This is a genomic window from Rhizobium sp. UGM030330-04 (assembly GCF_003208455.1).
Lineage (GTDB): Bacteria > Pseudomonadota > Alphaproteobacteria > Rhizobiales > Rhizobiaceae > Agrobacterium > Agrobacterium rhizogenes_A.
The window spans coordinates 323280-347677 of the sequence record NZ_QKML01000003.1; the positions used below are offsets into that span (position 1 = coordinate 323280).

19 protein-coding genes are annotated in these 24398 nt (G+C 58.8%); 6 read left to right on the forward strand and 13 right to left on the reverse strand.

What is annotated here, in order from left to right; translation table 11 throughout:
* Positions 1-3: 3 nt before the first annotated feature.
* The 3 genes from N434_RS06675 (at position 4) to N434_RS06685 (ending at position 3525) form a co-directional block, all read left to right on the forward strand.
* Positions 4-1437 (forward strand): M81 family metallopeptidase, encoded by a 1434-nt coding sequence (locus N434_RS06675; protein ID WP_110756778.1) that lies wholly within the window; start codon positions 4-6, stop codon positions 1435-1437.
* A gap of 62 nt (positions 1438-1499) precedes the next feature.
* A complete protein-coding gene (locus N434_RS06680; protein WP_110756780.1) occupies positions 1500-2705 on the forward strand; it encodes an MFS transporter in 1206 nt (401 codons plus the stop codon).
* A gap of 79 nt (positions 2706-2784) precedes the next feature.
* Positions 2785-3525, forward strand: a complete 741-nt coding sequence (locus N434_RS06685) for a copper homeostasis protein CutC (protein ID WP_110756876.1) — start codon at positions 2785-2787, stop codon at positions 3523-3525.
* Here the strand turns inward: N434_RS06685 and N434_RS06690 are convergent.
* The 7 genes from N434_RS06690 to N434_RS06720 all read right to left on the reverse strand — a co-directional run bounded on the left by N434_RS06690 (position 3491) and on the right by N434_RS06720 (position 13173).
* Complete coding sequence (locus N434_RS06690) at positions 3491-4642, reverse strand: glycosyltransferase family protein (protein ID WP_065114231.1); 1152 nt, start codon at positions 4640-4642, stop codon at positions 3491-3493. The genes N434_RS06685 and N434_RS06690 overlap by 35 nt on opposite strands.
* On the reverse strand, positions 4639-5886 hold the full coding sequence (locus N434_RS06695) for a glycosyltransferase (protein WP_181423898.1): 1248 nt from the start codon (positions 5884-5886) through the stop codon (positions 4639-4641). The genes N434_RS06690 and N434_RS06695 overlap by 4 nt, the downstream gene beginning before the upstream one ends.
* A gap of 43 nt (positions 5887-5929) precedes the next feature.
* Complete coding sequence (locus N434_RS06700; RefSeq protein ID WP_065114229.1) at positions 5930-7138, reverse strand: glycosyltransferase family protein; 1209 nt, start codon at positions 7136-7138, stop codon at positions 5930-5932.
* 72 nt (positions 7139-7210) lie between these two features.
* A complete protein-coding gene (locus N434_RS06705) occupies positions 7211-8386 on the reverse strand; it encodes an ABC transporter permease (protein ID WP_065114228.1) in 1176 nt (391 codons plus the stop codon).
* Positions 8383-9381, reverse strand: coding sequence for an ABC transporter permease (locus N434_RS06710; protein WP_003521288.1), 999 nt, complete (start codon positions 9379-9381; stop codon positions 8383-8385). The genes N434_RS06705 and N434_RS06710 overlap by 4 nt, the downstream gene beginning before the upstream one ends.
* Before the next feature lies 1 nt (position 9382).
* Positions 9383-11284 carry an ABC transporter substrate-binding protein gene (locus tag N434_RS06715; protein WP_110756782.1) on the reverse strand — a complete coding sequence of 634 codons (1902 nt, stop codon included), beginning with the start codon at positions 11282-11284 and terminating at the stop codon, positions 9383-9385.
* Positions 11281-13173, reverse strand: coding sequence for an ABC transporter ATP-binding protein (locus N434_RS06720; RefSeq protein ID WP_110756784.1), 1893 nt, complete (start codon positions 13171-13173; stop codon positions 11281-11283). The genes N434_RS06715 and N434_RS06720 overlap by 4 nt, the downstream gene beginning before the upstream one ends.
* A gap of 210 nt (positions 13174-13383) precedes the next feature.
* Here N434_RS06720 and N434_RS06725 point away from each other — a divergent pair, with 210 nt between their 5' ends.
* A complete protein-coding gene (locus N434_RS06725) occupies positions 13384-14346 on the forward strand; it encodes a glycosyltransferase family 32 protein (RefSeq protein ID WP_181423899.1) in 963 nt (320 codons plus the stop codon).
* Here N434_RS06725 and N434_RS06730 read toward each other — a convergent pair.
* Together N434_RS06730 and N434_RS06735 are read right to left on the reverse strand one after the other, a co-directional pair.
* Complete coding sequence (locus N434_RS06730) at positions 14338-15081, reverse strand: polysaccharide deacetylase family protein (protein ID WP_110756786.1); 744 nt, start codon at positions 15079-15081, stop codon at positions 14338-14340. The genes N434_RS06725 and N434_RS06730 overlap by 9 nt on opposite strands.
* Complete coding sequence (locus N434_RS06735; protein WP_110756787.1) at positions 15078-16175, reverse strand: glycosyltransferase family 4 protein; 1098 nt, start codon at positions 16173-16175, stop codon at positions 15078-15080. The genes N434_RS06730 and N434_RS06735 overlap by 4 nt, the downstream gene beginning before the upstream one ends.
* Positions 16176-16302: 127 nt before the next feature.
* Here N434_RS06735 and N434_RS06740 point away from each other — a divergent pair, with 127 nt between their 5' ends.
* Both N434_RS06740 and N434_RS06745 read left to right on the forward strand, forming a co-directional pair.
* Positions 16303-17643, forward strand: a complete 1341-nt coding sequence (locus N434_RS06740) for a nucleotide sugar dehydrogenase (protein WP_161991769.1) — start codon at positions 16303-16305, stop codon at positions 17641-17643.
* A 12-nt stretch (positions 17644-17655) separates the two neighbouring features.
* Positions 17656-18138 (forward strand): class I SAM-dependent methyltransferase, encoded by a 483-nt coding sequence (locus N434_RS06745; protein WP_110756789.1) that lies wholly within the window; start codon positions 17656-17658, stop codon positions 18136-18138.
* A 37-nt stretch (positions 18139-18175) separates the two neighbouring features.
* On the opposite strand, the gene N434_RS06750 is transcribed toward N434_RS06745, so the two are convergent.
* From N434_RS06750 to N434_RS06765, 4 genes are all read right to left on the reverse strand, one after another.
* Positions 18176-19870, reverse strand: coding sequence for an adenylate/guanylate cyclase domain-containing protein (locus tag N434_RS06750; protein WP_110756791.1), 1695 nt, complete (start codon positions 19868-19870; stop codon positions 18176-18178).
* A gap of 202 nt (positions 19871-20072) precedes the next feature.
* Complete coding sequence (locus N434_RS06755; RefSeq protein ID WP_081284466.1) at positions 20073-20933, reverse strand: MBL fold metallo-hydrolase; 861 nt, start codon at positions 20931-20933, stop codon at positions 20073-20075.
* Between the two features lie 190 nt (positions 20934-21123).
* The gene (locus N434_RS06760; protein ID WP_065114218.1) at positions 21124-21579 is read right to left on the reverse strand and encodes a cyclic nucleotide-binding domain-containing protein; all 456 of its coding nucleotides are present in this window, start codon (positions 21577-21579) and stop codon (positions 21124-21126) included.
* Between the two features lie 43 nt (positions 21580-21622).
* Positions 21623-24340: an ABC transporter ATP-binding protein gene (locus N434_RS06765; RefSeq protein WP_065114217.1), complete on the reverse strand. Its 2718-nt coding sequence runs from the start codon at positions 24338-24340 to the stop codon at positions 21623-21625.
* Positions 24341-24398 lie beyond the last annotated feature (58 nt).

The window sequence follows — 24398 nt, forward strand, 5'->3', positions numbered from 1 at the left end:
GCCATGCGTATTGCCGTTGGTGGAATCCATACCGAATGCAGCACCTATTCGCCGGTGCTGATGGGCGAGCAGGATTTTCGCGTCTTTCGCGGCGCGGAGCTTCTGGAGGCCGAATACTTCAATTTTCTCGATGAAGGCGGGGCGGACGTGCTGCCGCTTCTGCACGCTCGAGCGGTGCCCGGCGGCCCGGTGTCGCGGGTGGCTTATGATGCATTCAAGGCGGAGTTTCTTGACCGTCTCAAGGCTTGCCCGCCGCTCGACGGGCTTTATCTCGCCATGCATGGCGCGATGAATGTCGAAGGCATGGATGATGCGGAAGGGGACTGGATTTCCAGCGCCCGTGCTGTCGTTGGCCCGGATGTGATCATTTCTACGAGCTACGACCTGCATGGCAATGTCAGCCAGACGATCATCGATCAGCTGGATATATTTGCCGGCTACCGAACTGCGCCACATATCGACGTGCGCGAGACGATGGTGCGGGCTTGGACGATGTTGCTCAAGGCCCTGAAAACGGGTGAAAAGCCCGGTGTGGCTTGGGCGAAAATTCCCGTGCTCCTGCCCGGTGAAAAGACGTCCACCGAAGATGAACCGGCCAAAAGCCTTTATGCGGTTCTGCCGGGCTATGACACCCGGCCCGGCATTTGGGACGCGAATTTCATGATCGGTTACGTCTGGGCTGATGAGCCACGCGCGACGGCCTGCGCGGTGGTGACGGGATCGGACCGAGAGGCCGCACAGGCCGTTGCGGCCGAAATCGCGCAATCTTACTGGGACGCCCGGCAGGATTTTCGTTTCGGTCCTGTGACCGAGCCGCTTGAGGCCATTCTGGATATTGCGGAAAAGATGGTTACCGGCCCGATCATTCTCGCTGACTCCGGCGACAATCCAACCGGTGGCGGGGTCGGCGATCGTGCCGATGTTCTGGCGGCGCTGATTGCGCGCAACTGGCAGGGTGCACTCCTCGGTGGCATCACCGACCGACCGGCGGTCGAAGCCTGCTTTGCGGCAGACGAGGGTGCGGGCCTTTCCCTGAAGATCGGCGGCAGTCTCGATCCGCAAAGCCCTTCGGTCACTGTCGAAGCCAAGGTCCTGAAATTGGATGATTCCAGCGCTGCGGATCAGCGGCAGGCGGTGGTAGGTATCGGCGGTATAACCGTCATTCTGGCGGCGCGACGCAGGCCCTATCACATGATTTCGGATTTCACGCGTCTCGGTTTTGATCCGAAGGCGGTGAAGCTGCTGGTCGTCAAATCGGGTTATCTTTCCCCGGAGCTTGCGCCGATCGCCAATCCCAACCTGATGGCGCTGACGGAAGGGGTCATCAATCAGGATATCGAAAACCTTCCCAACCGCCGCCGGGACGGGGATTTTTACCCCTGGAAGCAGCATTTCGACTATATCCCCAAGCCCATCCTTTCGGCCCGCTGGCGATGACAGCGGTCCGGTAGCTTTTATCCAGCGATCCGGCGGGGCCGGATCATCTCAGGCGAATATCCATGCCGTCGGCTCTTTCCATCGTCATCAATAATCCGTCGATCCGCATCGGGGCGCTTGCCATCCTGTTTTTCGGATTCTCGAATGCGGCGACCGCACCTTATCAGGCGGTCATCGGCATTCGCGAAATAGGGCTCAGCAACACCGTTTATTCCCTGCTGATGCTGTTTGCCGCCATCATCAATGTCAGCGCCAGCGTGCTGATGGGCATCGTCGCCGACAGGCTGGGCGAATATCGCAAACCCATGCTGTTCATCGCGCTGTTCGGTGTCAGCGGTTATATGCTGGTTTATCTGGCAGGGAATGCCACGGCCTTTGTCAGCGCGAAGCTCATTCTCCTGCCGATTTTCGGGGCGATGAACTCGCTGATCTTCGCGCATGTGCGCGCCGATGCCCGCAACCTTTCTACGGGCGACATGATTGCTGTGAACTCAATCATGCGGGCGACAATCTCGCTGTCATGGGTGCTGGTGCCGGGCATCGTCGGCATTTTTCTCATCAGTTCCGGCAATATGCTGACGGCCTTCCTGTTCTCCGGCCTTTGCGCGCTTGTCTGTTTTCTGCTCGTGGCCTTTTGCCTGCCTCGGGCCGCCACGCCGGCGGTGGCGAATACCGAAGCGCGTTTCGGCCTGCGCGCCTCGCTTGCGGAAATCGGATCGCGACGGGTGTTGTTGCGGATCATCGCCATTGCGCTCATCTGCTCGATGCTGCATCTCAATGATTCCATACGTTCGCTCATCATAACCGGTCAGGCAAAGGGCACGGTCGCGGATATCGGCATCGTGGCGGGCATCGTTGCCGCGCTGGAAATCGTTTTCATTCTCTTGTGGGGCTGGATCGAGAAGAAGGTGCCGCAAACGCTGACGCTGGCGGCGGGAGCGGTGCTTTATGCGGTCTACCTCATTCTGCAGGGGCTTGCGACGGCTCCCTGGCATATCTATGCGCAGACCGTCATCAGCGCGCTGGGGGCCGCTGCCATCATCAGCATCCCCATCACCTATCTGCAGGAGTTGATTGCGGACCGGCCGGGGCTCGGAAGCTCGCTGATTGCGGTCAATATCTTCCTCGGAGCGGGTCTTGGTGCACTGATCTTTGCCGTCGGGACAATGGTCTCCACCTATTCGGGAACCTCCATATTGGGGGCCATCGTGGGTCTTGGTGGTGTTTATATGCTCTATGCGCTTGATGGGACGGGTCGCCGCAGGTAGAGCGTCGGACCGAAAAGTGTGGACGGTTTTCGGATGGTCCGGCGCGAAAACGGGACACATTCAAATGAAAGAGGTTACGATGATTCTCGAAATCTGCGTGGACGATGTGGCCGGTCTGGAAGCGGCGGTCCGGGGTGGGGCCGATCGGATCGAGCTTTGTGCTGCGCTATCCGGTGGCGGCGTGACGCCGTCCGCCGGCTTCATGCAGCGGGCGGCGTCCTGTGGAGTGCCTGTCAGCGTGATGATCAGGCCACGTGCCGGTGACTTCGTGTTCACGCGTGATGAAGCGAATGTGATGAAACGCGATATCGACGCGGCACGCGCTGCAGGCCTTTCCGGCCTGGTGCTCGGCGCATCGCGTGGCGACGGCTCGCTTGATATTGCCTTGCTTGAAGAATTGCGCGGCCACGCAGACGGGCTGGATATGACTCTGCACCGCGCTTTCGATGTCGTTCCAGATATGGATGAAGCGCTGGAGGCGGCCATTGCGCTCGGTTTCCCGAGAATTCTGACCTCCGGCGGCGCGCGTTCGGCGCTTGAAGGGATTGAGGCGCTGGCGCGTCTATCCGAGAGAGCGGCCGGTCGGGTCGTCATCATGCCGGGTGCTGGCGTGCGTCCGCAGAGCGTGCAGGCATTGCTGGATCGCTTTCCGATTACCGAGATTCACGCATCCTGTTCCGCCGTCCCGCCTTATGACCCGGAAAGCCGGGTGGCAAAGCTCGGTTTCACCGGCGATGGCCGCAAGGGCACGGATGAGGCGGCGGTTCGCGAATTAAAGGCGATCCTCACCGCTCATCATAAAGGCGGCGCAGAACTCTAGCCGTACCGGCCGCGCCATCGAGATCGAGGTGGATCGTGTCCGGTCCGGGTAGAGCCAACGCCGCCGTGATGGCTTCGGCCATGGATTGCGCGGAGATATCTTTCTCCTCCAGCACATGCGCGAGCCCCAGCCGTGCCAGCCGTTCGGCACGGGCGCTCTGTTCGGTTTCGCCCCCCACCGCGAAGGGGATGAGGAGCGAGCGGCATTTGGCCTGAAGAATATCGCAGACGGTGTTGTAACCCGCCTGTGAAACCGAAAGTCGCGCGCCGGCGAGCAGACTCGCGAAATCCTTGCGGAAACGGAAGACGGAGACATTGTCCGGCGCCTCAGCCGAGATGGCATCGAAATCCGCTTGTGGCATGTTGGGGCCGGTGATGAGGCACCAGCTTTTGATAGCGTCCAGCAGCGGCGCGGCCTCAAGGGCGGCCCGGACAAGTGCTGCACCAACCGCGCCACCGCCTGCGGAGACCACGATATCGAATTTCTCCGCCGGTTGCGACGGTGGCAACGGGGCAACAAGGCCGGTATAGACGATGCGTTGGCTGATTTCGCCGGCAAGGGGGAAGGTGTCCTCCAGCCGGGCGAAGCCGGGGTCGCCATGCACCAGCACCGCATCGAAATGTTTTTTCACCAGCGACACGGTTTCTTCGTCCCGGCCCGGCTTGGTTTTTTCCTGCAGGATGTCGCGCAGCGATGTCATGACCAGCGGGCGCGGTTCGCTGTCCTCGATCTCGTCCAGAAGTGGCAGCAATTCGAAACGCACCTGCCTGCGGCCGAAGGGGAAAGCCTCGATGATGACGATATCGGGTTTCGCACCGTGATAGGCGCCGATCAGCATGTCGGTTCTGAGTTTCCTGAAGGTATCGTCCACCGGCTTGCCGGAACTGTCGACAAGACCGGAGAAGTTGCCGTCGCTGACCGCGATCGGCGGCAATTCGACATGGCGGATGCCTTCGCCCGGAAAGCCCGGAACCGGGGTGCCGCCTGTCACCAGAACGACATCGAAACCATTCGCCTGCAGGGCATTGGCAATGCGGCTGGCGCGGGCGATATGGCCGATGCCCAGAAGATGCTGGACATAAAAGAAGACGGAGGGGCGCTTTTCCGTGTCATTCATGGCGTCTTTTCCCACTCGGTCTCGAACAGGGCCTTCAGTTCGGTAATGCTGGTGCGGTGATCGAAGGCGGTTCGAACGCGGTTTTCGGCGGCAGCGCCCAGACGCTGGCGCAATTGCGGATCGGTGATCGCGCTGCGCAGAGCCTCTGCGAAGGCTGCGGGGTTTTCCGGCTCCGTCAGCAGTCCGTTTTCACCAGAGACGAAAAACTCCGGAATGCCCGAAATATTGGTGGAAATGCAGGTCAGCGCCTGACTGGCCGCCTCGACCAACACATTGGGAAGGCCGTCTCGGTCGCCATCGCTGGTGATGCGGCAGGCCAGCGCGAAGAGATCGGCTTCACGGTAGTTCTCCAGCACCTGCTTTTGGTCCATGGCGCCGGTCCAGACGATCCTGTCGGCGATGCCGAGTTCGTCGGCGAGTTTCTTCAGCGCGGCCAGTTCATCGCCGCCGCCGATATGGGTGAAGCGCCAATGGATATGCTGCGGAAGAGACGCCAGCGCCTGTAGCAGAATATCGATGCCCTTTTTCTTGACTGCCCGGCCGACACTTAAAATCTGGACCGGATCATCCGCCTCCGATCCGTCTCGTGCCGGACGCGGTGTGTCGAAATGGGGAAAACGGGTGAGATCGAGCCCATGATAGCTCAGATGAACATTCCGTTTTGCTCCGGAAAGGGTTTGCAGGTGTTGAAAACCACCGGCGGTGCAGGTTACGGTCCAGCGGGCGCTTTGCAGCTTGGCGGCAAGGTCGCGGTCGTTCGAGGTCCAGATATCCTTGGCATGGGCGGAAATCGTCCAGGGCGTCCCGGTGATGAGATGGGTATAGGCGGCGACCGAGGCGGGCGTGTGGATGAAGTGGACATGCAGCCACTCGGCATCCACAGGCCATTCATGCGCCAGCACGGCGGCCTGCCCGAAACGGCGGAAACGGTTGCGGCTGAGATCATGTGGCAGATCGCTGAAGAAGCGGCGAAGCGCGCTGGTGAAGCCCGGTTTCTTGCGGCAGGCCCATAGCGCCTTTAAAACCCGCAAGGGTTCTTCATGCAGATATTCCGGCAGATAGGTGACGGGTGCACGGATTTCATCATGGACGGGGTGGCGTTTTTTATCCGTCGGCCGGCGCATGGACATGAGTTCAAGTTTCAGCCCGGCCTTTTCAAGCCCCAGAAGTTCCTGTGCTATGAAAGTCTCGGACAGGCGCGGATAGCCCTTGAGGAGCACCACGATTTTTTTTGTATCTGTCACGTTGCGCGTGTCTCTTTTGAAGCGGTGTTGGTCGGGGAGCCGGTCACGCGGTCAGCGTGATCGGCGCCTTTTCGCCCTCGGGCGGCAGCCATTCGGCGATCCGGCGCGATATGTTTTCCAGACCGTCGAGCTTGAGATTCCGTGAATTGACGGAAGGCGGCGCGCGGTTCGGCAGCGCTTTCAGAGCCGCGGCCATCTTGGCGGGATTTTCGGCGTCTTCCGGCAGAAGCATGTCGAAAAGACCAAGCTCCGATGCGCGGCTGGCGCGGATAAGCTGCTCTTCCCGCGGCACCGTGCGCGGCACGACGAGGGCGGGCTTGTCGAAGGACAATATTTCGCAGACGGTGTTGTAGCCGCCCATCGACACGACGGCCTGGGCGCCGGCGACGAGATCTTCCATGCGGTTGTCGAATTCGATGATCTCTATATGCGGAATATCGGCGACGCTGCTCATGAAACGCTGACGCTGATCGGCCGGCATATAGGGGCCGAGAACCACCAGCGCCTTGTGCGTCAGTTCCTTGTCATGGCGATAGGCGTTGATGACATCGTCGATCAATTCGCTGCCATCGCCGCCGCCGCCGGTGGTGACGAGAAGGTAGTCACCTTCCGGTCGATGTGACACGGTTTCGGCCTGCGTTTTGGAGCGCTGCAGGAAGCCGACGAAATCCATCTTGTCGCGAACGGTCTCAGGAACATCAAGGCCCGTCAGCGGGTCGTGGAAATCCGGTGGGCCGTAGACCCAGACATGGTCATAGAACTGGCCGATCTTGGTCATGACGTTGTTGCGCTTCCACTCCGCCTCGAGCAGTTGCGGCGCATCCATGACATCGCGCAGGCCGATGACGAGCTTTGTTCCCTGCCCCTTGAGATAGGCGAGCGTTTCCTCCACCTCGCCGCGCAGGCCCATGGGCTCCTTGTCGACGATGAAGATGTCAGGCTTAAAGCTTTCGGCGGTGTGATAGATGATGGAGCGGCGCATCTTCAGGGTTTCCTGAAGATCGATATGCCTGTCCATCGAGGTATATTCGCCGTTGCGCAGCTTGATGACGCTCGGGATTTTCACGAAGTCGACGCGGGCGCGATAATCGAAGGCGCCGGCAATCGTCGCGCCTGAAATGATGAGGACGTTGAGGCCGCGATAATCCTCCACCAGCGCATGCGCAATCGTGCGACACCGCCGCAGATGCCCGAGCCCGAAGGAATCGTGGCTGTACATGAGAATGCGCGCGTCGTTTAAACGGGAGGTCATGGGCCACACCTCTTGTTGCCTTTCACGGTAAAGGCGATGGCGGAAGGGCAGTTCATCAAGGCGTATTCCATTTTATCTGAAGGGGTCCGCAGCATCACGTAGTCCGTCACCGAAGAAATTAAAGGCCAGAATGACGAGGACGACCGGGATCGTCGGTATGAGAAGCCATGGATATAGCGCAATGACGCTGACGCTGCGCGCCTCCGTGAGCAGAATTCCCCAACTTGTGATCGGCGGGCGAAGACCGAGGCCGAGAAAGCTCAGGGCGGTTTCGCCGAGAATCATGCCCGGTATCGTCAATGTGGCCGAGGCGATGAGATGCGACATGAAGCCGGGAATAAGATGCCTGCCGATGATGCGCGGTGTGCCAGCACCCATCAATTGTGCAGCCAAAACATAGTCTTCCTCGCGAAGTGCCAGCAGTTTCGAGCGCACGGCGCGCGCCAGCCCCGTCCAGTCCAGCATGCCGAGAATGATGGTGATGCCGAGATAGACGAGGATCGGGCTCCAGGTCACAGGCATGATCGCCGCAAGCGCCAGCCACAGCGGAATGCTTGGAATGGATTGCAGGACCTCGATGATGCGCTGGACAATCAGATCGAAGGTGCCACCGCGATACCCTGCCAGACCGCCGATCACAATGCCGAGAACGAAGCTCATGGCGACGCCGAGGAGGCCGATGGTGAGCGAAATGCGGGCGCCGTAAATGATGCGGGACAGCACGTCGCGTCCGAGGCGATCCGTGCCGAACAGGAACATTTCACCGCCTTCTGCGGGGCAGACGAAATGGGTCCTGCCCTCGAACATGCCCCAGAAACGATAGGTATCGCCCTTGCAGAAGAAACGCAGCGGCTGGATATCCGTCGGCACATCCCGGTAGACGCGTTTCAGATTGTCCATATCGAGCGTCATTTCCCGGCCGTAAACAAAGGGGCCGACAAATTTGCCGTCGTTGAAGAAATGAATGGCCTGAGGCGGGGCGTAGATATGTTCGATATTGCGGGTGTGGAGATTATAGGGCGCGAGGAATTCGCAGATCAGGATCGAGAGATAAAGCACCAGCAGAAAGGCGCCGGACCAAACCGCGATCTTGTGCTGGCGGAACTGCCACCACATGAGTCGCAGTTGCGACGCCTTGCTGAAGGCCGCCATTCCAGAGGTATTGGGCTCGATCAACGATGGATCGAAAGGCGCGGTCGATACGTAATGGGGCAGCGCTTCGCCCGGTTTCGGGATGGATGAAGTCATTTGACGTTACCACCTCCGAAGCGGATTCGCGGGTCGAGTATGGCAAGGGCGATATCCGATACCAGAACGCCGATCACCGTCAGGAAAGCGAGGAACATCAGGAACGAACCGGCCAGATACATGTCCTGGCTCTGCAACGCCCGGATGAGCATCGGGCCGGTGGTTTCGAGCGACAGGACGACAGCGGTGATTTCCGCGCCCGATATGATCGCGGGCAGGATCGAGCCAATATCCGAGATGAAGAAATTCAGCGCCATGCGCAGCGGATATTTGGTCAGCACCTTGAAGGGGTGCAGCCCCTTGGCACGGGCGGTGACGACATATTGCTTCTGCAATTCATCGAGCAGGTTGGCGCGCAGGCGGCGGATCATGCCGGCGGTGCCGGCCGTTCCGATGATGAGGACGGGTATCCAGATATGTTCAAGGATCGACTTGAACTTCGCCCAGCTCATCGCCTGGTTGAGATATTCCCGATCCATCAGATGGCCGATGGATATGCCGAACCAGATATTGGCGAAATACATCAGGATCAGCGCCAGCATGAAGTTGGGAATGGCGATGCCGAGCAGACCAAGGAAGGTGAGCCCGTAATCTCCCCAGCTGTATTTATGCGTGGCGGAATAGATGCCGATCGGGAAGGCGATAAGCCAGGTAACGATAATGGTGACGAAGGAGACCAGAACTGTCAGCCAGAGGCGATCTCCGACCACGTCACTGACCGGCAGCTGATATTCGAAGGAATAACCGAAATCACCGACCAGCATGCCGGTGGCCCAGCGGAAATAACGGATCGGCGCCGGTTGATCGAAGCCATAGCGGACGCGCAGTTCCTCGATTTCGGCGAGGTTTGCCGTTTCGCCCATGGCGCGCAGTTCGGCGACATAACTTTCGAAATAATCGCCCGGCGGCAATTCGATGATGGTGAAGACCAGCATCGAGATCAGGATCAGCGTGGGGATCATGACGAGGATGCGCTTTAAAATATACCGCAGCATATCAGGCGTCTCCGTCGTACCAGAAGGCATCCGGCATATAGACGCCGAGATAGGATGTGGGTTCGTAACCGAAGAGTGCCTTGTCCGGCACGTTTCGCATGCGTTTTACGTGGACGACGGGTTGCAGCGCGCCGTTGACGATGCCGATGGAAAACACCTGCTGCGTATAGATCCCAAGCATTTCCAGCCAGATCGCCTCGCGCTCCTCCTCGGTGACGCTTCTGCGCCATTTTTTGAGGAGATCGAGCAGATGCGCTGCTTCGGCCAAGTCCGGCTCCTTGCCTTCGCGGCCGCCGGAAAGATAATGCACGCCCCAGACGGGCCATTGCAGCTGGTCGTCGCCGGTGGGGGCAAGGCCCGAAGGCAGCATGTCCGGTGTGGGCACGCCGTTGTCCATGCCCATCCATACCGACATCAGCACTTCGCCGCCCATGGCGCGCTTGCGGAAGACATCGCGCTGGGTGGGGCGCACTGAAACCGCCACGCCGATATGCCGCCAGTGATCCGTCACCAGTTCCATCACATCGGTTTCGAGCGTGCTTTCGCCTGTCGTCTCGACAATGATATAGACCGGCCGTCCGTCCGGCAGAAGCCGGATGCCGGCATTGTCGCGTTTGTCGAGACCGGCCTCATCCAGCAGCCGGTTGGCCGTCGCCCGGTCGAAGGCGCTCCAGGCGTCCGCAAATTCCTGCCGGTAAAGCGGACTTTCCGGCAGAACGGTATCGGCGCTCTCCTTCGCCAGCCCGTAAAAGCAGACCATGTTGATCTCATGCCTGTTTATCGCGAGCGACAGCGCGCGGCGCACGCGCACATCCTGGAAACAGCCTCGCCATACCGGGTCGGCGCAATTGAGATTGGGCAGAAGCGCGATACGCGACCCCTGAGAGCGCTTGTATAGATTGACCTTCAGCGGGAAACGCTTTTCGGCATCCTTCAGGAAGGTGTAATCGGCAAAATCGAGGCCGAAATATTGCAGGTCGCTGTCGCCGGATGCCGTCTTGGCCGAAATGATATCGGAGGACGTGACGTTGAGCAGGAAACGGTCGAGATAGGGCAGCTGAAGACCGTTTTCGTCGACACGATGGTAATAGGGATTGCGTTCGAAGACGAACTGTTCGGCCGGTGGTGCAGTGGTGTTGCGCCAGGCATCCAGCGTCGGCAGGTCGGGGTTTTCCGGGCGGACCTGCCGTGACATCTTGATATGCAGCCCGCTCCAGTCATCCGTCTTGTTTTTCTTGATGAGCTTGGCGAGGTTTTCCGCCGTCTGATATTTGACGTGGAACTGTTTCATATAGGCGGCGGGTAAAAACAGCCTCGCCGGGGAGGCTGCTGCAAGCTTCGCCAGAAAATCCGGGTTCGGACTGTCCCAGCTGTAACGCACGGTCAGCCGGTCGATGACTTCGATCAGGGGCGGCTTGTCATTGACCAGCAGTTCGATGGGGGGGCCACCCTTGTGGATTTCCCTGTTGAGAGCGACATCCTCCCAGAAATAACGGAAATCCTCTGACGTGAAATCGCTGCCGTCGGACCATTTGTGGCCTTCGCGCAGCTTGAAGGTGAAGATGCGTTCTTCCTGGATGTCGTAGCTTTGCAGAATGTCCGGGTGAAGTTCGAATTTCTCGTCATAACCGACAAGGCGGGCATAGTTGCTGATCGGCATGAGCCGGATGTCGCGCTGACCGCCGATCAGCATGCGTACCGAGCCGCCGTGTTTTCCCGGCTCCCGGCCAAGCGATTTCATGTCGATGACGCGCGGATTTTTCGGCAGGCGTTCTGCAACATCCGGCAGTTCGCCCTTTTCCCGCTTTTCCTTGAAATAGGCCGGATCGGTATAGGCGGCCCGCGCATAGGCCGGCAGGAAGACGGAGGCCAGCAGGGCAAGAGTGGTGCGGCGCGTGATCAAGGGCGAAGCTCCCGGATGTCGGCATTGCCGTTGGCAAGGACGAAATGGCCGTCGCCGAGATCGGCGGAAATCATCTCGCCGTCACCCTCGTCGCGGAACTGCTTGCCCCAGTCGAACTTGCCGGTCGCACTGATCTTGCCGATGGTGCGGAAATCGAGGGGACGGTCGAGATCGGGGAATGGCACGGCTGCCAGCAGGGATTTCGTATAGGGGTGAACCGGGGAGCGCATCAGGAGTTCCCGCGGCGCAAGTTCGACGATGCGGCCTTCGCACATCACGGCCACGCGGTCGGCCATATAGTCCACCACGGCCAGATTATGCGAGATGAAGAGATAGGTGAGGCCGAGATCCTGCTGAAGATCCTTCAGCAGGTTGAGAATTTGCGCCTGTACCGAGACATCGAGAGCGGAAACCGGCTCGTCACAAATGAGAAGCTCGGGACCGAGCGCCAGCGCTCTTGCGATGCCGATACGTTGCCGCTGGCCGCCTGAGAAACTGTGCGGATAGCGGTTCAGCGCGCTTTCGCCAAGACCGATGGCCCTGACGAGGTTGCGGACCTTCTCCGCCCGGTATTTCGCATCGCCCCGCCCATGGATTTCCATCGGTTCGCTCAGGATGTTGCCTACGGTCATGCGCGGAGACAGCGAGGAGATCGGGTCCTGAAAGACCATCTGTATCTTCGAGCGCAGTTCCTTGAGATCGCCGTCTCTCGCATTGAGCACGTCGATATTGCCCTGCGGGCGGTGGAAGGTGACGGCACCTTCATCCGGGCGAACGGCGCGCATGAGGATCTTGCTGACGGTGGTCTTGCCGCTGCCGCTTTCACCGACCAGCCCAAGGCATTCCCCCCGGCGGATTTCAAAACTGACGCTGTTGACCGCCTTGGTGGCGTTGGCGTCGCCTTTGCGAAACCAGCTGGATTTGCGGGTCGTGAAGGTCTTGCTGATATTGTCGACGGTCAGAAGCGGGCCGGGTGTCTTGTTCACCGCCGCGGTTTTCTTGCCGACAAGGCTTTCATGATCGACCTTGATTTCACGCAGTGCCTTCAGTCTCTCGCCGGGCTTCATGTCGAAATGCGGTACAGCGGCCATCAGGCCCTTGAGATAGGGATGGCTCGGCGCCTTGAATATGTCATCGACCGTGCCGGCTTCCATGATCTCGCCCTGATAGATTACGGCGACCTCGTCGGCGATATTCGCGACGACGCCGAGATCATGGGTGATGAGCAACATGCTCATATTCAGCCGGCTTTGCAGATCACGCAGCAGCTTGAGGATTTGGGCCTGGATGGTCACGTCCAGCGCCGTCGTCGGCTCGTCGGCGATCAACAGGGCAGGGCGACAGATTAATGCCATGGCGATCATGGCGCGCTGGCGCATGCCGCCGGACAATTCGAAGGGATACATGTTCACGACCTTCTTGGGCTTGGAAAACCCTACGAGATCGAGCGTTTCATACATTTTTTCGGCGCGCTCTGCCGGCGACAGGATGCTGTGGATTCTGAGCGCCTCATCGATCTGGTTGCCGATGGTGTGCAGCGGCGAAAAGGAGGTCATGGGCTCCTGAAAAATCAGCCCGACGCGGTTGCCGCGTATGGAGCGGATTTCCCGGCCGTCCTTCGGCAGTTGCAGCAGATCGACGGCACCGGCGGTGGTATTTTCCGGATCGGTGAACAGCACGCGACCGTTGACACGTGCGGTCTTGGGATGGATGCCCATGATCGTCTGGCCGATGACGGATTTTCCGGAGCCAGACTCTCCGACCAGTGCTGTTACTTTTCCCGGAAGAATACGGAGGCTGGCGCCCCTGACGGCATCAATCGTGCCACCCATAAGAGAAAACGAGACCCGCAGATTTTCAATACGGAGCAAATCTGCGCCTGCGCTCATGCCAAAGGGTTCCTTGCCGTCTCTTTATCGTTGCCTTGTGACAATTGCTCAGGAGGGCTTAAAGCAACGTTATCGCAGGGTTTGTTGTCTGTCTATGCTTCTGAAACATCGAATTGTTTAGCAAATTCAAAGCCGGCTTCCGAAATAGAGTGGCTTGCCTGACGGCTCCCGTTTCGTGATATGTTAACGGGCGCTTTTGAACGAGGATTCATGTCCGACAAGAAATATTACGATGCCCAGCTGCAAATAGCCCGTCAGTTGCAAAATGACGGCCAGTATGCGGAGGCGCATGCGCTTCTTCTATCTTTGGTTGCGGCAAAGGACGGATATCTGATGGGCGAACGGACGGTGCTTGGCCTGCCGCGCAGGCTGCACGCGGCGCGGCTGCGTCTTGCCAAGGCTGAAGGCGATATGGTCGCCAAAATCGGCTATCAATATACGCTGGTGCCGCCGCCGCAGCTGCTGGCGAAATATGCACGGTTTTCCCCACAGGAGTGCCGCACGATCGGCCTTAAAAGCAGAGAGGATGTGCCGCGGCTCATTCACCAGATATGGATCGGCGAAAAGGCCCCGCCGATATCCGTGGAGGCCTGGGCTGCCCATGCCGCAAGGCATGGATATGACCATCACCTCTGGCGGGAGGCGGATCTTGAGCGCGAAGGCGTGTTTTCCAACGCTGTCTTCAAGGCCATGCTGGATCAGGGGGACTATCCGGGTGCGGTGGATGTGGCCCGTTATATCGTGCTGGAGCGGTTTGGCGGCATCTATCTCGATTGCGACTGGTATCCGGCGCGGGACGATGTGAGTTTCGACGCATTCCTGCCTCTGGCGGGGTTGACGGCATTCGATGAAAAAACGCCGCGTGATACGGGGCAGGGCAGCATGCTGCTTGCCAATTCCTTCATCGCCGCCCCGGCCGGACATCCCGTTTTCCGCAGGATGCTGGAGGCCTTTCCCGGCATCCTCGAAGACATGCCGCGTGCGCCTGCCTGGTGGTCGACCGGGCCGTTGATCTTCACCGTTATTGCCCGGGCGGGAAGCATCAGCCTTGCGCCGGCGGGATTTGTCGCCGCGTCCCTTGCCGACCGCGCGCCGTTCGAGGACGTGGAAGCGGTCAGGCGGGAACTCGCCACTGAGGCGAGCGGGTTGCTGATCGCCTGGAAGTCATGGTGAGATTTCGTCGACGAGGTCTTTCGAGGAACGCCACAGGGCGGCGGGGTGCCGGTTGGTTACTTCGAAAAGCCGCCTCAGAAAGCCCCATACGGCGTCATCATGCACGAGATGATGGGTAAGGATGCCCGTTGTACCGCCGTTTTCAACGGTGTGTATGATGCGTGCGGCGGTTTCGGCGAAAAGGATATCGTCGTCGCGACCGCCACGGCTGCCGTGCCAGTCGATCACATCGACATGGGTGTTCAGGCAGGGCGGGAGGGTGGCCTTCTCCGGGCCGAAAACGGACAGGGCGCGATAGCCGAGACCCGCCAATCCCTCGATGATACTGGCATCCACGCGGTTCCACGGTGGCACGAGCATCGGCACGAAACGCCCGCCATGCAGGTCGTGCAGCTTGTCCAGCCCGGATTGCAATTCGTCAAGAACGAGGGAAAGCTCGCGGTGCGTTCCGAGTTCCTGTTTCTTTTCGCCGCTCCCGGCATAATTCGTGTGCGACCAGCCGTGCACGGCGACATGGGCGATATCCGATGCGTCGAGATGCTGGGCGAGCCTGTTCGTCGTTATTTCGGGAATGACCGCGAGGGTGACCGGAACGGAAAAGCCGCGGCAAAGATCAAGCAGCGTATCGAGTGCGGATGTTGGTTCCACCGCATCGTCGTCCCGAAGCCAGAGATCGGCCTTTATGCCGCGTCGATCGCATTCGTCCAGTGCCGCAACGAGTTTTTCCAGACTCATGATCTTCGCGCCTTTGCTTGCAGCAGGATATGGTTCAGCGTTGTCGCGGCGTTTTCCAGAGATCGTTCATTGACGACGAACCGGCGGGCCGCTTTTGCCAGTTCCTCGCGCTGCCTGTCATTGCCGAGCAGGGTTCTGATCGCGTCGGCATAGGCGGCTTTATCATTTCCCGGTGTCAGTAATCCTGTGATACCGGATTTTACCACTTCGGGAACGCCGGCCACTTTTTCGGCCACCACCGGCAGACCGGCGGCCTGCGCCTCAAGATAGGCAAGACCATAGGCCTCGCCGTGGCCTGGCCAGACATATAGGGATGCTTTTGACAGAAGCGTGGCGATTTCGGGTGCGGTTTTTTCTCCGTGCCAGACGAGGCGCTTATCGGGAAACGCGCTGAACATGGCCTCTACAGCTGCGCGTTCCGGCCCGTCACCGATAACATCCAGTGTCCAGTCGAGGTCGTGCGGCAACAGGGCGAGCGCTTCGGAAAGTGCGCGATAGCTGTCCAGCTTGTCGCCCGTTCGCATCATGGCGATGGTGACGAGTTTTGCCGGTGTCGGATGTGGAACAATTTCAGTAAAATTTCCGGCATCGATGAAGGGTGACAACATAGCCCAGTGCAGTGCCGGTTGAGCGCGCAAAAGTCCTTCACGATCCCGCTCGGTGAGGCAGATATTGACGGCTGCTGCATTCAATGCGGCTAGCAATCCGTCCTGTATCGCCTGCCAGCCCATGGCATTGCGCTTCGGCGAATAGGAGGCCTCGGCGGTGACGTAGGGAATACCGAACCGTCTGGCGAGTTCCGGCCCGAGCAAATCCGGGGCCTTGTAATAGGGATGGTAACAGAACCAGAGCTCCGGTGGCCCATCCCGCCGCCAGCGATCGGTGATCGTTTCGATTTCAAGTTCGGCGCTGCTGGTGAGCGAGCGCCGTGTGGGGTCGTCCGCCTGTTTCAGAAAGCTGCGCAGTTCGGAGGCGACGAAGACCTCGTGACCGCCCATCGTCATTGCCCGCATCAGCAGGCGGGCCATCAACCGGTCTCCGGAGGGAACGGGATGGTTGGGCGATTTGAGCGGCGAATAAAAGGCGATCTTCATGCCGAAGGTTGTGCGTTGGCCGTAGCATCGGCGTCAACCGGAATTTGAAAGGGCCGAGCCTTGACAGCCCGGCCATTCTTGCCCAACTGAAAGGCATCTTTTGCACATGCGCGGAGCGTGACACGCTTTGACTTCCCCAGATATCTTCCGGAACCTGCTTTCCAGCATCGAAAACAAAAGCGCCAGGGCGGGTGTGATCGGCCTTGGTTATGTCGGCCTGCCGCTGGCCATGACGGTGGCGAAAGCCGGTTTCAAGGTCGTTGGCTTCGATATCGACCCCGGTAAAATTACCGCGATCGACGCGGGCCGCAGCTATATCGAAGCGGTATCTGACGAGGTGCTGGCAAGTGTGAGGCAGGATGACCGTTTCGTCGCCACCTCCGATTTTGCCAGACTGGCCGAATGTGACGTGATCGCGATCTGTGTGCCGACGCCGCTGACGAAATATCGCGAGCCGGACCTGTCCTATGTCGAAAAAACCTGCCGGGAGATTGCCGCCTATCTGCGCAAGGGGCAGCTCGTGGTTCTGGAATCGACCACCTATCCCGGTACGACCGACGGGGTGGTGAAGACCATTCTGGAAAGCAGCGGACTGGCCTCCGGCGTCGATTTTTTCATCGGCTTTTCGCCGGAACGGGAAGATCCCGGCAATCGCGATTTCGAGACCTCGACCATTCCGAAGGTCGTTGCCGGCGACGGCGAGGCGGCCGGAAAACTGATGACCGCCTTCTACGGTTCGGTGGTCAGGAAGATCGTGCCCGTTTCGACAAATGCCACGGCCGAGGCGGTGAAAATCACCGAAAACGTCTTCCGTGCCGTCAATATCGCGCTCGTCAACGAACTCAAGGTCGTTTACGAGGCCATGGGTATCGACATATGGGAAGTCATCGACGCGGCGAAAACCAAGCCGTTCGGTTTCATGCCGTTTTATCCAGGCCCGGGTCTCGGCGGCCACTGCATACCGATCGATCCGTTCTACCTCACCTGGAAATCACGGGAATATGAATTGCCGACGCGGTTCATCGAACTTGCCGGTGAAATCAACACCGGCATGCCGCGCCATGTTATCGGGCGGGTTGCGGAAGCGCTCGATATCCATTCCGGCAAGGCGCTCAGCCGTTCGAAGGTTCTGGTCGTCGGCCTCGCCTACAAGAAGAACGTGCCCGATATTCGCGAAAGCCCCTCGCTGAAGCTCATCGAACTTATCCAGGAGCGGGGTGGCGAAGCGGCCTATTATGATCCGCATGTGGCAGAAATCCCGAAAACCCGCGAATACAGCCATCTGATGGGCATGAAATCCGTGTCATGGGACAGACAGACCATCGGCGCCTTCGACGCCATTCTCGTCGCGACTGATCATGACAATGTCGATTATGCCGCTCTTTGCGAATGGTCGCCGCTGATCATCGACACACGAAATGTTTTCGCGCGGCGGGATATTGCCGCAAAACACATTATCAAGGCCTGATACGGACGGATCATGAGCAGACTAGACAGTTTCATTCGCCGGTTGACCGCGCAGCGGGATATTCTCAATCACCTCGCGGCCGATCTCGAATTGCCAAATGAGGGGGTGCTCATGGAAATCGGTCTCGGAAACGGGCGGACTTTCAATCATCTGCGGGAACTGTTTCCCGACCGTCGCATCATTGCCTTCGACAGGGCCATGGGTGCGCATGCCTCGTCCGTTCCGGCGCAGGAGGATCTTGTGATCGGCGAGATATCGGAAACCGCTCCTGCTTTCATTGGCGTGGATGCGGCGATGGTCCATGCCGATATCGGCACGGGTTATCCGGAAAAGGATGCGGTTACCCTGACATGGCTGCCCGAGCTTGCCGCGGGCATGCTGGCGAAAGGTGGCGTTGCCGTCAGCGGTCTGCCTCTCGATCATCCCATGCTGAAGCCTTTGCCGGTGCCGGAAAGCGTGCCGACGGACCGATATTTTCTCTATCGCAAGATTTGACGTCATACAGCCCCGGCAGCGGAAACGCCGGGGTGGTTCAGAGATAACGTTCGCTTTCTGCTCTTGAGAGCAGGAAAACCTTCATCTGCGAGTTACGCCCGCGAATGGAGATCTGTTCGCTTCTGAGATCGTCAATATCCTGACCCGCCTGAATGATGGCCGGTTCGGAGACGACGATGGCGGCACCGAATTCCTTGGCCTTGGATTCGAGCCTGCTTGCGACATTGACGGTGTCGCCTATGGCCGTCAGGGTTTTTGCGGCGCCGTATCCCATAACGCCTACGATGCTCGGACCGGAATGAATTCCGACGACGACCTCCAGACGGACGGTGAACTGTTTCTCCAGTCCCTCATTCAGGATTGCGATATCCCGCAATATCACCGCCGCCGCTTTCATGGCGTTGCGACAGGCATGTTCCGCGTCTTCGCCAAGCCCGAAAAGGGCCATGGCGCCATCGCCGATGAATTTGTCGAGATGGCCACCCGCCTGCTCGACGGCCTGGCCGACGATGGTGAAATAACGGTTCAGAAGGAAGACGACGTCATAGGGCAGTTTCGCTTCGGACAGCGTGGTGAAGTTGCGCAGATCGCAGAAGAGGATGGCGATTTCCTCTTCCCGGCCGGGGCGGGCCGGCTGCGCGTCGGCTGGCAGGTCGCTCTGCTGGGGCGGCGAAACGAGAAGTGCGACGCCGAGATCGCTCGTGGGGCGCAGCTGACAGCCGAGCCGCACGTCCGAATCGGCGTGGATGCGCCTCAATGTGGTTTGTTCGATGTCGCCGGGCGGTGGAAGCGGGCCCTTGCTGTCCAGTATCTTGACCCGACAGGTTGAGCAGCGTCCCTTGCCGCCGCAGACGGAGTAGTGCGGTATGCCCGCAAGCCGGCTGGCTTCCAGAATGCTGAGCCCGGCTGGCACACGCGCCTGCGCACCATGTTCATAGCGGATTTCGATTGCCGTCAGCCGCTGCCGCCAGCTGCGCACGCCGCGAAGGGCGAAGACCAGCATTACCGCGCCGGCAAACAATGCCTCCACCGTTCCGGTGACGAACCTGATCTGCGTCTCCATTTCCCGTTGTAGCGGTAATTCGTCTTTTTGAATGGTATTGTCGACCAAACCGGGAGGAAGCGCGTATTTTTCGTCGATCTCCGCCAGCCACCGGCCCGCATCGCTGAAGCCCAGCAGTGCCAGAAGCGGCAACATTACCGCCACCGTCATGAAGAGCCCGGCTATGCGCGGATACCAGTCCCGGTAACGCAGCCAGAAATAAAGGCCGATACATCCGTGGACCCAGATCACGATCAAGGCGAGGCTTTGCCAGGCACCTTGTATCGGGTTGTTGATCCACAGCCTGCGGATGACCGAATAATAACCGACATCAATGCCATAGAGCATATGCGACACGCGGATATTGACGGCGTGGCCGATGATCAGAAACGGGATAGCCAGGCCGAATATGACCTGAAGCGCTTCGCGGAGCGGCATTCGCAGCGTTCTGCGCAGATAAAGCGAGCGCAGAACAAGGCAGACATGCACCAGAACCGAACCATAAAAAAGCAGGCTGCTGACGGGGTTGAGCCAGATCAGGCTGAACCATTTTCGCGCCCGTTCGGCGGTGTCGATGGAGATGAGGGCAAGAGAGTGATTGAAAAGATGGGAAAATACGAAAGCAAATATGATGAGGCCGGATAAAATCCGGGTGCGTCTCAAATTGGTCTCCGAAAAGAAACGGATCATGCAAATCCCATCATGTGGCCATTCGGTACAGAATCATCATCTGGTGTGACGTCTTAGTGCGTTGCATCTCATGGCAATATCGTGGAGCAACGCGATCCGCTATGGTCAATTGTGCGTGTTCGAATGTCCGTGCGAGCCGGAATTGTCAGATTCGGCATGCGAGTACCGTCAAATATTCGCAAGCGCCAGGAGGCTGTCGCGGTCAGATCTGGATGACCTGACCGTCCATCGCCGCGAAGGCGCCGTCGAAAAGGGCCTTCGCCTGTTTCTCGATACTGTCCAGTTCCTCGTCGCTGCGGCTTGGGGCGTGGTGGATGAAGCCGACATTTTTGGCGTCGGCCAGTTTGGCGAGACGGAGTGCCTGTTGCCATGATGAATGGCCATAACCGCGATAAAGGCCCATTTCATCATCGGTGAACATGGCATCATAGAGGAAAAGATCGACATCCCGGATCAGATCGAGCACGGTTTCGTCAATGCTACCCGGCTCGTGTTCGGTATCGGTGATGATGGCGAGGGATTTTCCTTCCCAGTCCAGCCTGTATCCGACGGCATTGCCGGGATGATTGAGCATACCGGTCCTGATTGAAAGGCCAGGGCGTGGGGTGAGCGTGTCGCCGGGCATGAAGTCCCGGGTGGCGATCTTCGCGCAGCAAATCTCCAGCGGCACGGGAAACCAGGGCGGGCTCATGAAGTCCTTGAGCATTTCCCGCGTTGTCATCGTGCCGGCAAGATGGCCCGACCAGATGGCGACGTCGTTGCAGCTGTTATAGAATGGCTTGAAGTAGGGAAATCCGACAATATGGTCGTAATGGCAATGCGAGAAGAAGAGGTCGACATCCGTGATGCCTTCCGCCCGTAACGCCAGACCGGCGGGATGAAGGCCTGAACCTGCATCGAACAAAAGAACGTGATCTCCGCATCTTACCTCGATGCAGATGGTATTTCCGCCATATTTTCGGAAGTTTTCACCTGAAACAGGAAGCGTTCCCCGCGCGCCCCAGATCTTTACCCGAAAATTTCTATTACTTTCCCGACTTGCTGTGTCGGAATCGAACGCCATGACACACCCCAATAACAACGGAATCTTGCACGCTTTCCTCCCATGAAGCCCGTTGTCTCTATAGATTCTTATATCCGCCGTTTTTTGGCGGATGCCTTTACCCCTTATTCAGTCAGCATTTCATTTATATTGCAATGGTGCGACATTTATTTTTCCAATATCGCCCTTCAGGGTAGCAAGGAATTGCAGCTCATGTTCTGGCGCTTGCGCGCGCTTTGCTGAGTTCCGCCGTCGTCTGTGTCAGGCGTTCGGCGAGGACGCGCATGACTTTGATGGTAATATCGGGGAAATCGGACATCAGCTTGAAGAACTGCTCCTTGCCGATGCGCAGGGCTTCCACATTGGTGGAGGCGCGCACGGTGGCGGTTCTGACGCTGTCGCAGAGGATGGCGATTTCACCGACGATGGCGTTGCCGGTCATCTCTGCCACTTTCAATGTGCCCGATGGTGAATCGACCAGAACATCCACCTTGCCGGTCAGAAGGACATAGGCCGCATCACCGACATCCCCCTGCCGGAACAACACGTCGCCGGTGTGATAGGACACGCGGTCGGATGCGAAAGCGAGCAGTTTAAGTTTCGACGGTTCCATTTCCGAAAAAAACGGGACGCGTTTCAGCATTTGAATTTCGTCTTTAAACAGCATTGCCTTACCCTATTCTTGTTCCACCTCGGCCGCGTTCTTGGACTTATGTTGCGACCATGTCCTTGAATGTACCGTTTTCCTCGGCGAGAGTCTCGTAACTTCCGTCGGCGGTAACCAGTCCCTGGTGGACGACGATGACCCGGCCGAACATGCGCGAAAGGCTTGCGTTCGACAGAACCCATATGATTGACGGGTTATTGTTGTTCTGTTTCAGGAGTGTGATGACCCGTTCGACAATTTCCTCCTGTTGTCGTGGATCAAGGCCGGGAAGGGGGCGATTAAAGACATAATAGTCGGATTTGCGGATGAGCGCCCGCGCGAGATTGAGCTTCTGGCGCTGGAGCGGGCCGAGCCGCTTGCCGCCGGCGCCGAGATTGAAATCCAGGCCGACCGCCAGAACACGCTCGTATACGCCCTGTTTGCGCATCACATCCGCCACGATGCGGGTAATGCGCCGTGAGGCATCGGTATAACGATGGCTGACCTTGCCGAAGAGAATATTGTCCAGAAGGCTGGTGGCGCTCATGTATTTCGTCGGATCGTAGATCTCGATCACGTTCTTCAGACTGTCGGGCAGGTTTTCATGGAACATGTGCCGGACTTCGACGATCCTGTTCATAATTTCCGGTGACAGCAGACCGAAACGCTGCCGGGGCTCGATGTAGAAGAAGCTCAGCCGCAGCATCGCGCGCTTTTCGCTTTCATTGGCATCATCGAAACCGCGTCCCTGCAGGCGCTGCAGCATTTGCTGATAGACCGGGATGTCATCGGGCGTCATGAATGTCAGCTGCTGGAAGAAAGGGTGGTCGCCCGGCAGATCGGCGAAGATTTCGACGATGTTTTCGGCGATCGTGTATCCCATCTCGAACAGGGTCTTGACGAGGCCGGTTTCGCGCATCAGGGAGCGGAAATAGTCGCTTTCGATGATGGTCCGGATCGTCTGGGAGGGGTCCCGCATGGTACCGAACAGCAGGTTTTCGCCGACCGTCGCCTCGCTGTTGTAGCTTTCAAGCTCGAAGGGCGCGATGAGGCCGCTCAGATTTTCCTTTTCCAGCTCGGCGCGCAACACATGCCGCAGTTCCACGATACGGGCCGCAAGATGCAGGTCGGTCAGAGGATCGATCGATGAGCGCAGCGCAAATTCCAGAATGTCCTGTGACAGTTCCACGCTGTCGAGGACGGCGAGAATGGCCCTGATGAGATTTTCCGGCCTGCTGTCGCCGGCGGGGCTCGAAGCGTAGTCGATCCATTCGCTGTTTATGTCGATCAGCGGATTGCCGGCCATCTTGGCTTCGCGGATTTCCCACTTGCGGTGTTCCAGCGCCGCACCCTCGTAATTTTTGTCCGCGAGCGGGGCGTGCTTCAGGCCGTAGAGCAGATTGTCCATCAGGCTGGCATGGAAAAAATAGCTGTCCGAGGAGACATAGGAGATGCGACGTCCCGTCAGCGATTCCGGCAGCTCCAGTATGTCGACATCGTTGATGCTGATCTTGCCGGAGGCTGGCCAGAGCGTGCGACCGATCGCATCCGCAAGGGCTTCGCCCCCCGCGCCGCCTACGATGGCGATGACTTCACCCGGCTCGATCTTCAGCGACGCCTGCTCCAGAAGCCGGCTGCCACTGTCGTCTTCCAGTGTCAGATTGGTGACGACGATTGGTCCCGTGATGGCTGCGACGGCCCCCGGCGACAGTTTCTGCACATTCGGCTCGATCATGTTCGGGGCGTTGAACTGTTCGAACACCTGCTCGTATTTCACCTGCACGTCCTGGCGCGCCTGATCCCAGTCGATCAGTTCCTTCAGCGGTCCGGGCAGTTCCTTATAAGCGTTGATGACGGCGACCAGCTGCCCGACATCGAGGCTGCCCCTGAGGGTGAGATAACCGCCGAGCGCATAAAAGAAAAACGGGGTGAGCTGTGCCAGGAAGTTATTGATGAATTTGACGAGGAACTTCCACTGGTAGAGATCGTAACGGATCTTGAAGATGTCGCCGAGCCGGTGCGAGGCATCGGCGCGCTCGTAGTTGGAGGTATCATAGGCGTGGATCGTGCCGATACCGTCCACCATTTCGCCGATGCGTCCGGCAAGCTGGCGGGCGCTCAGCTGCCGCTGGCGACCGAGTTCGATGAGGCGGCGGCGCATCTTGGGAATGATGCCGACCTGTATCGCGGCCATGAAAGCTGCAATCAGGCCCAGCCAGAAATTCTGCACGAGAATGAAGAAGAGCGCGGAGAGCGCCTGCCCGCCGAGAAGCGCCGGCTGCACAAAGGCATCGCCGGTAAATCCGCCGAGCGGTTCCACCTCGTCCTTCACCATGCTGGAAATTTCCGCGCCCTTGACCCGCTTGAAATGCGAGGGCGGGAACCGCAGGATCTTGTCGATCAGTTCGAAACGGATACGCCGCAGCAGGCGCTCACCGAGGCGGCCCTTGTAGGTATTGATGTAATATTTGAAAAGGCCGTTGATGATGACAAGCGCAAGGAAGGTCAGGCTGAGAGCCATCAGCATCGACATGCGGTTGAGTTCAAGCCCGGGGAACAATGTCACGGTGCCCCAATAGGGAATATCGACCGTGAGATGCATGAAAAGCTGCGTCGCGTTCGCCCCTTCGAAGCCGTCACCCTGAATGGGGCCGTTGACGATCTGTTTGGGCAGATCGAAGGCGAGGAAATAGGGGATCATCGATAGGGCGACGATCAGCAGGATGAAAAGCTGCTGCCGCCTCGTATGCGACCAGATGTAACGCGTAAGGCTTTGTTCCATATAAAACTTCTATGACCTGGCGGGGCGGGCCCGGCGTGTTGGTTTGCACGGTGTCAAG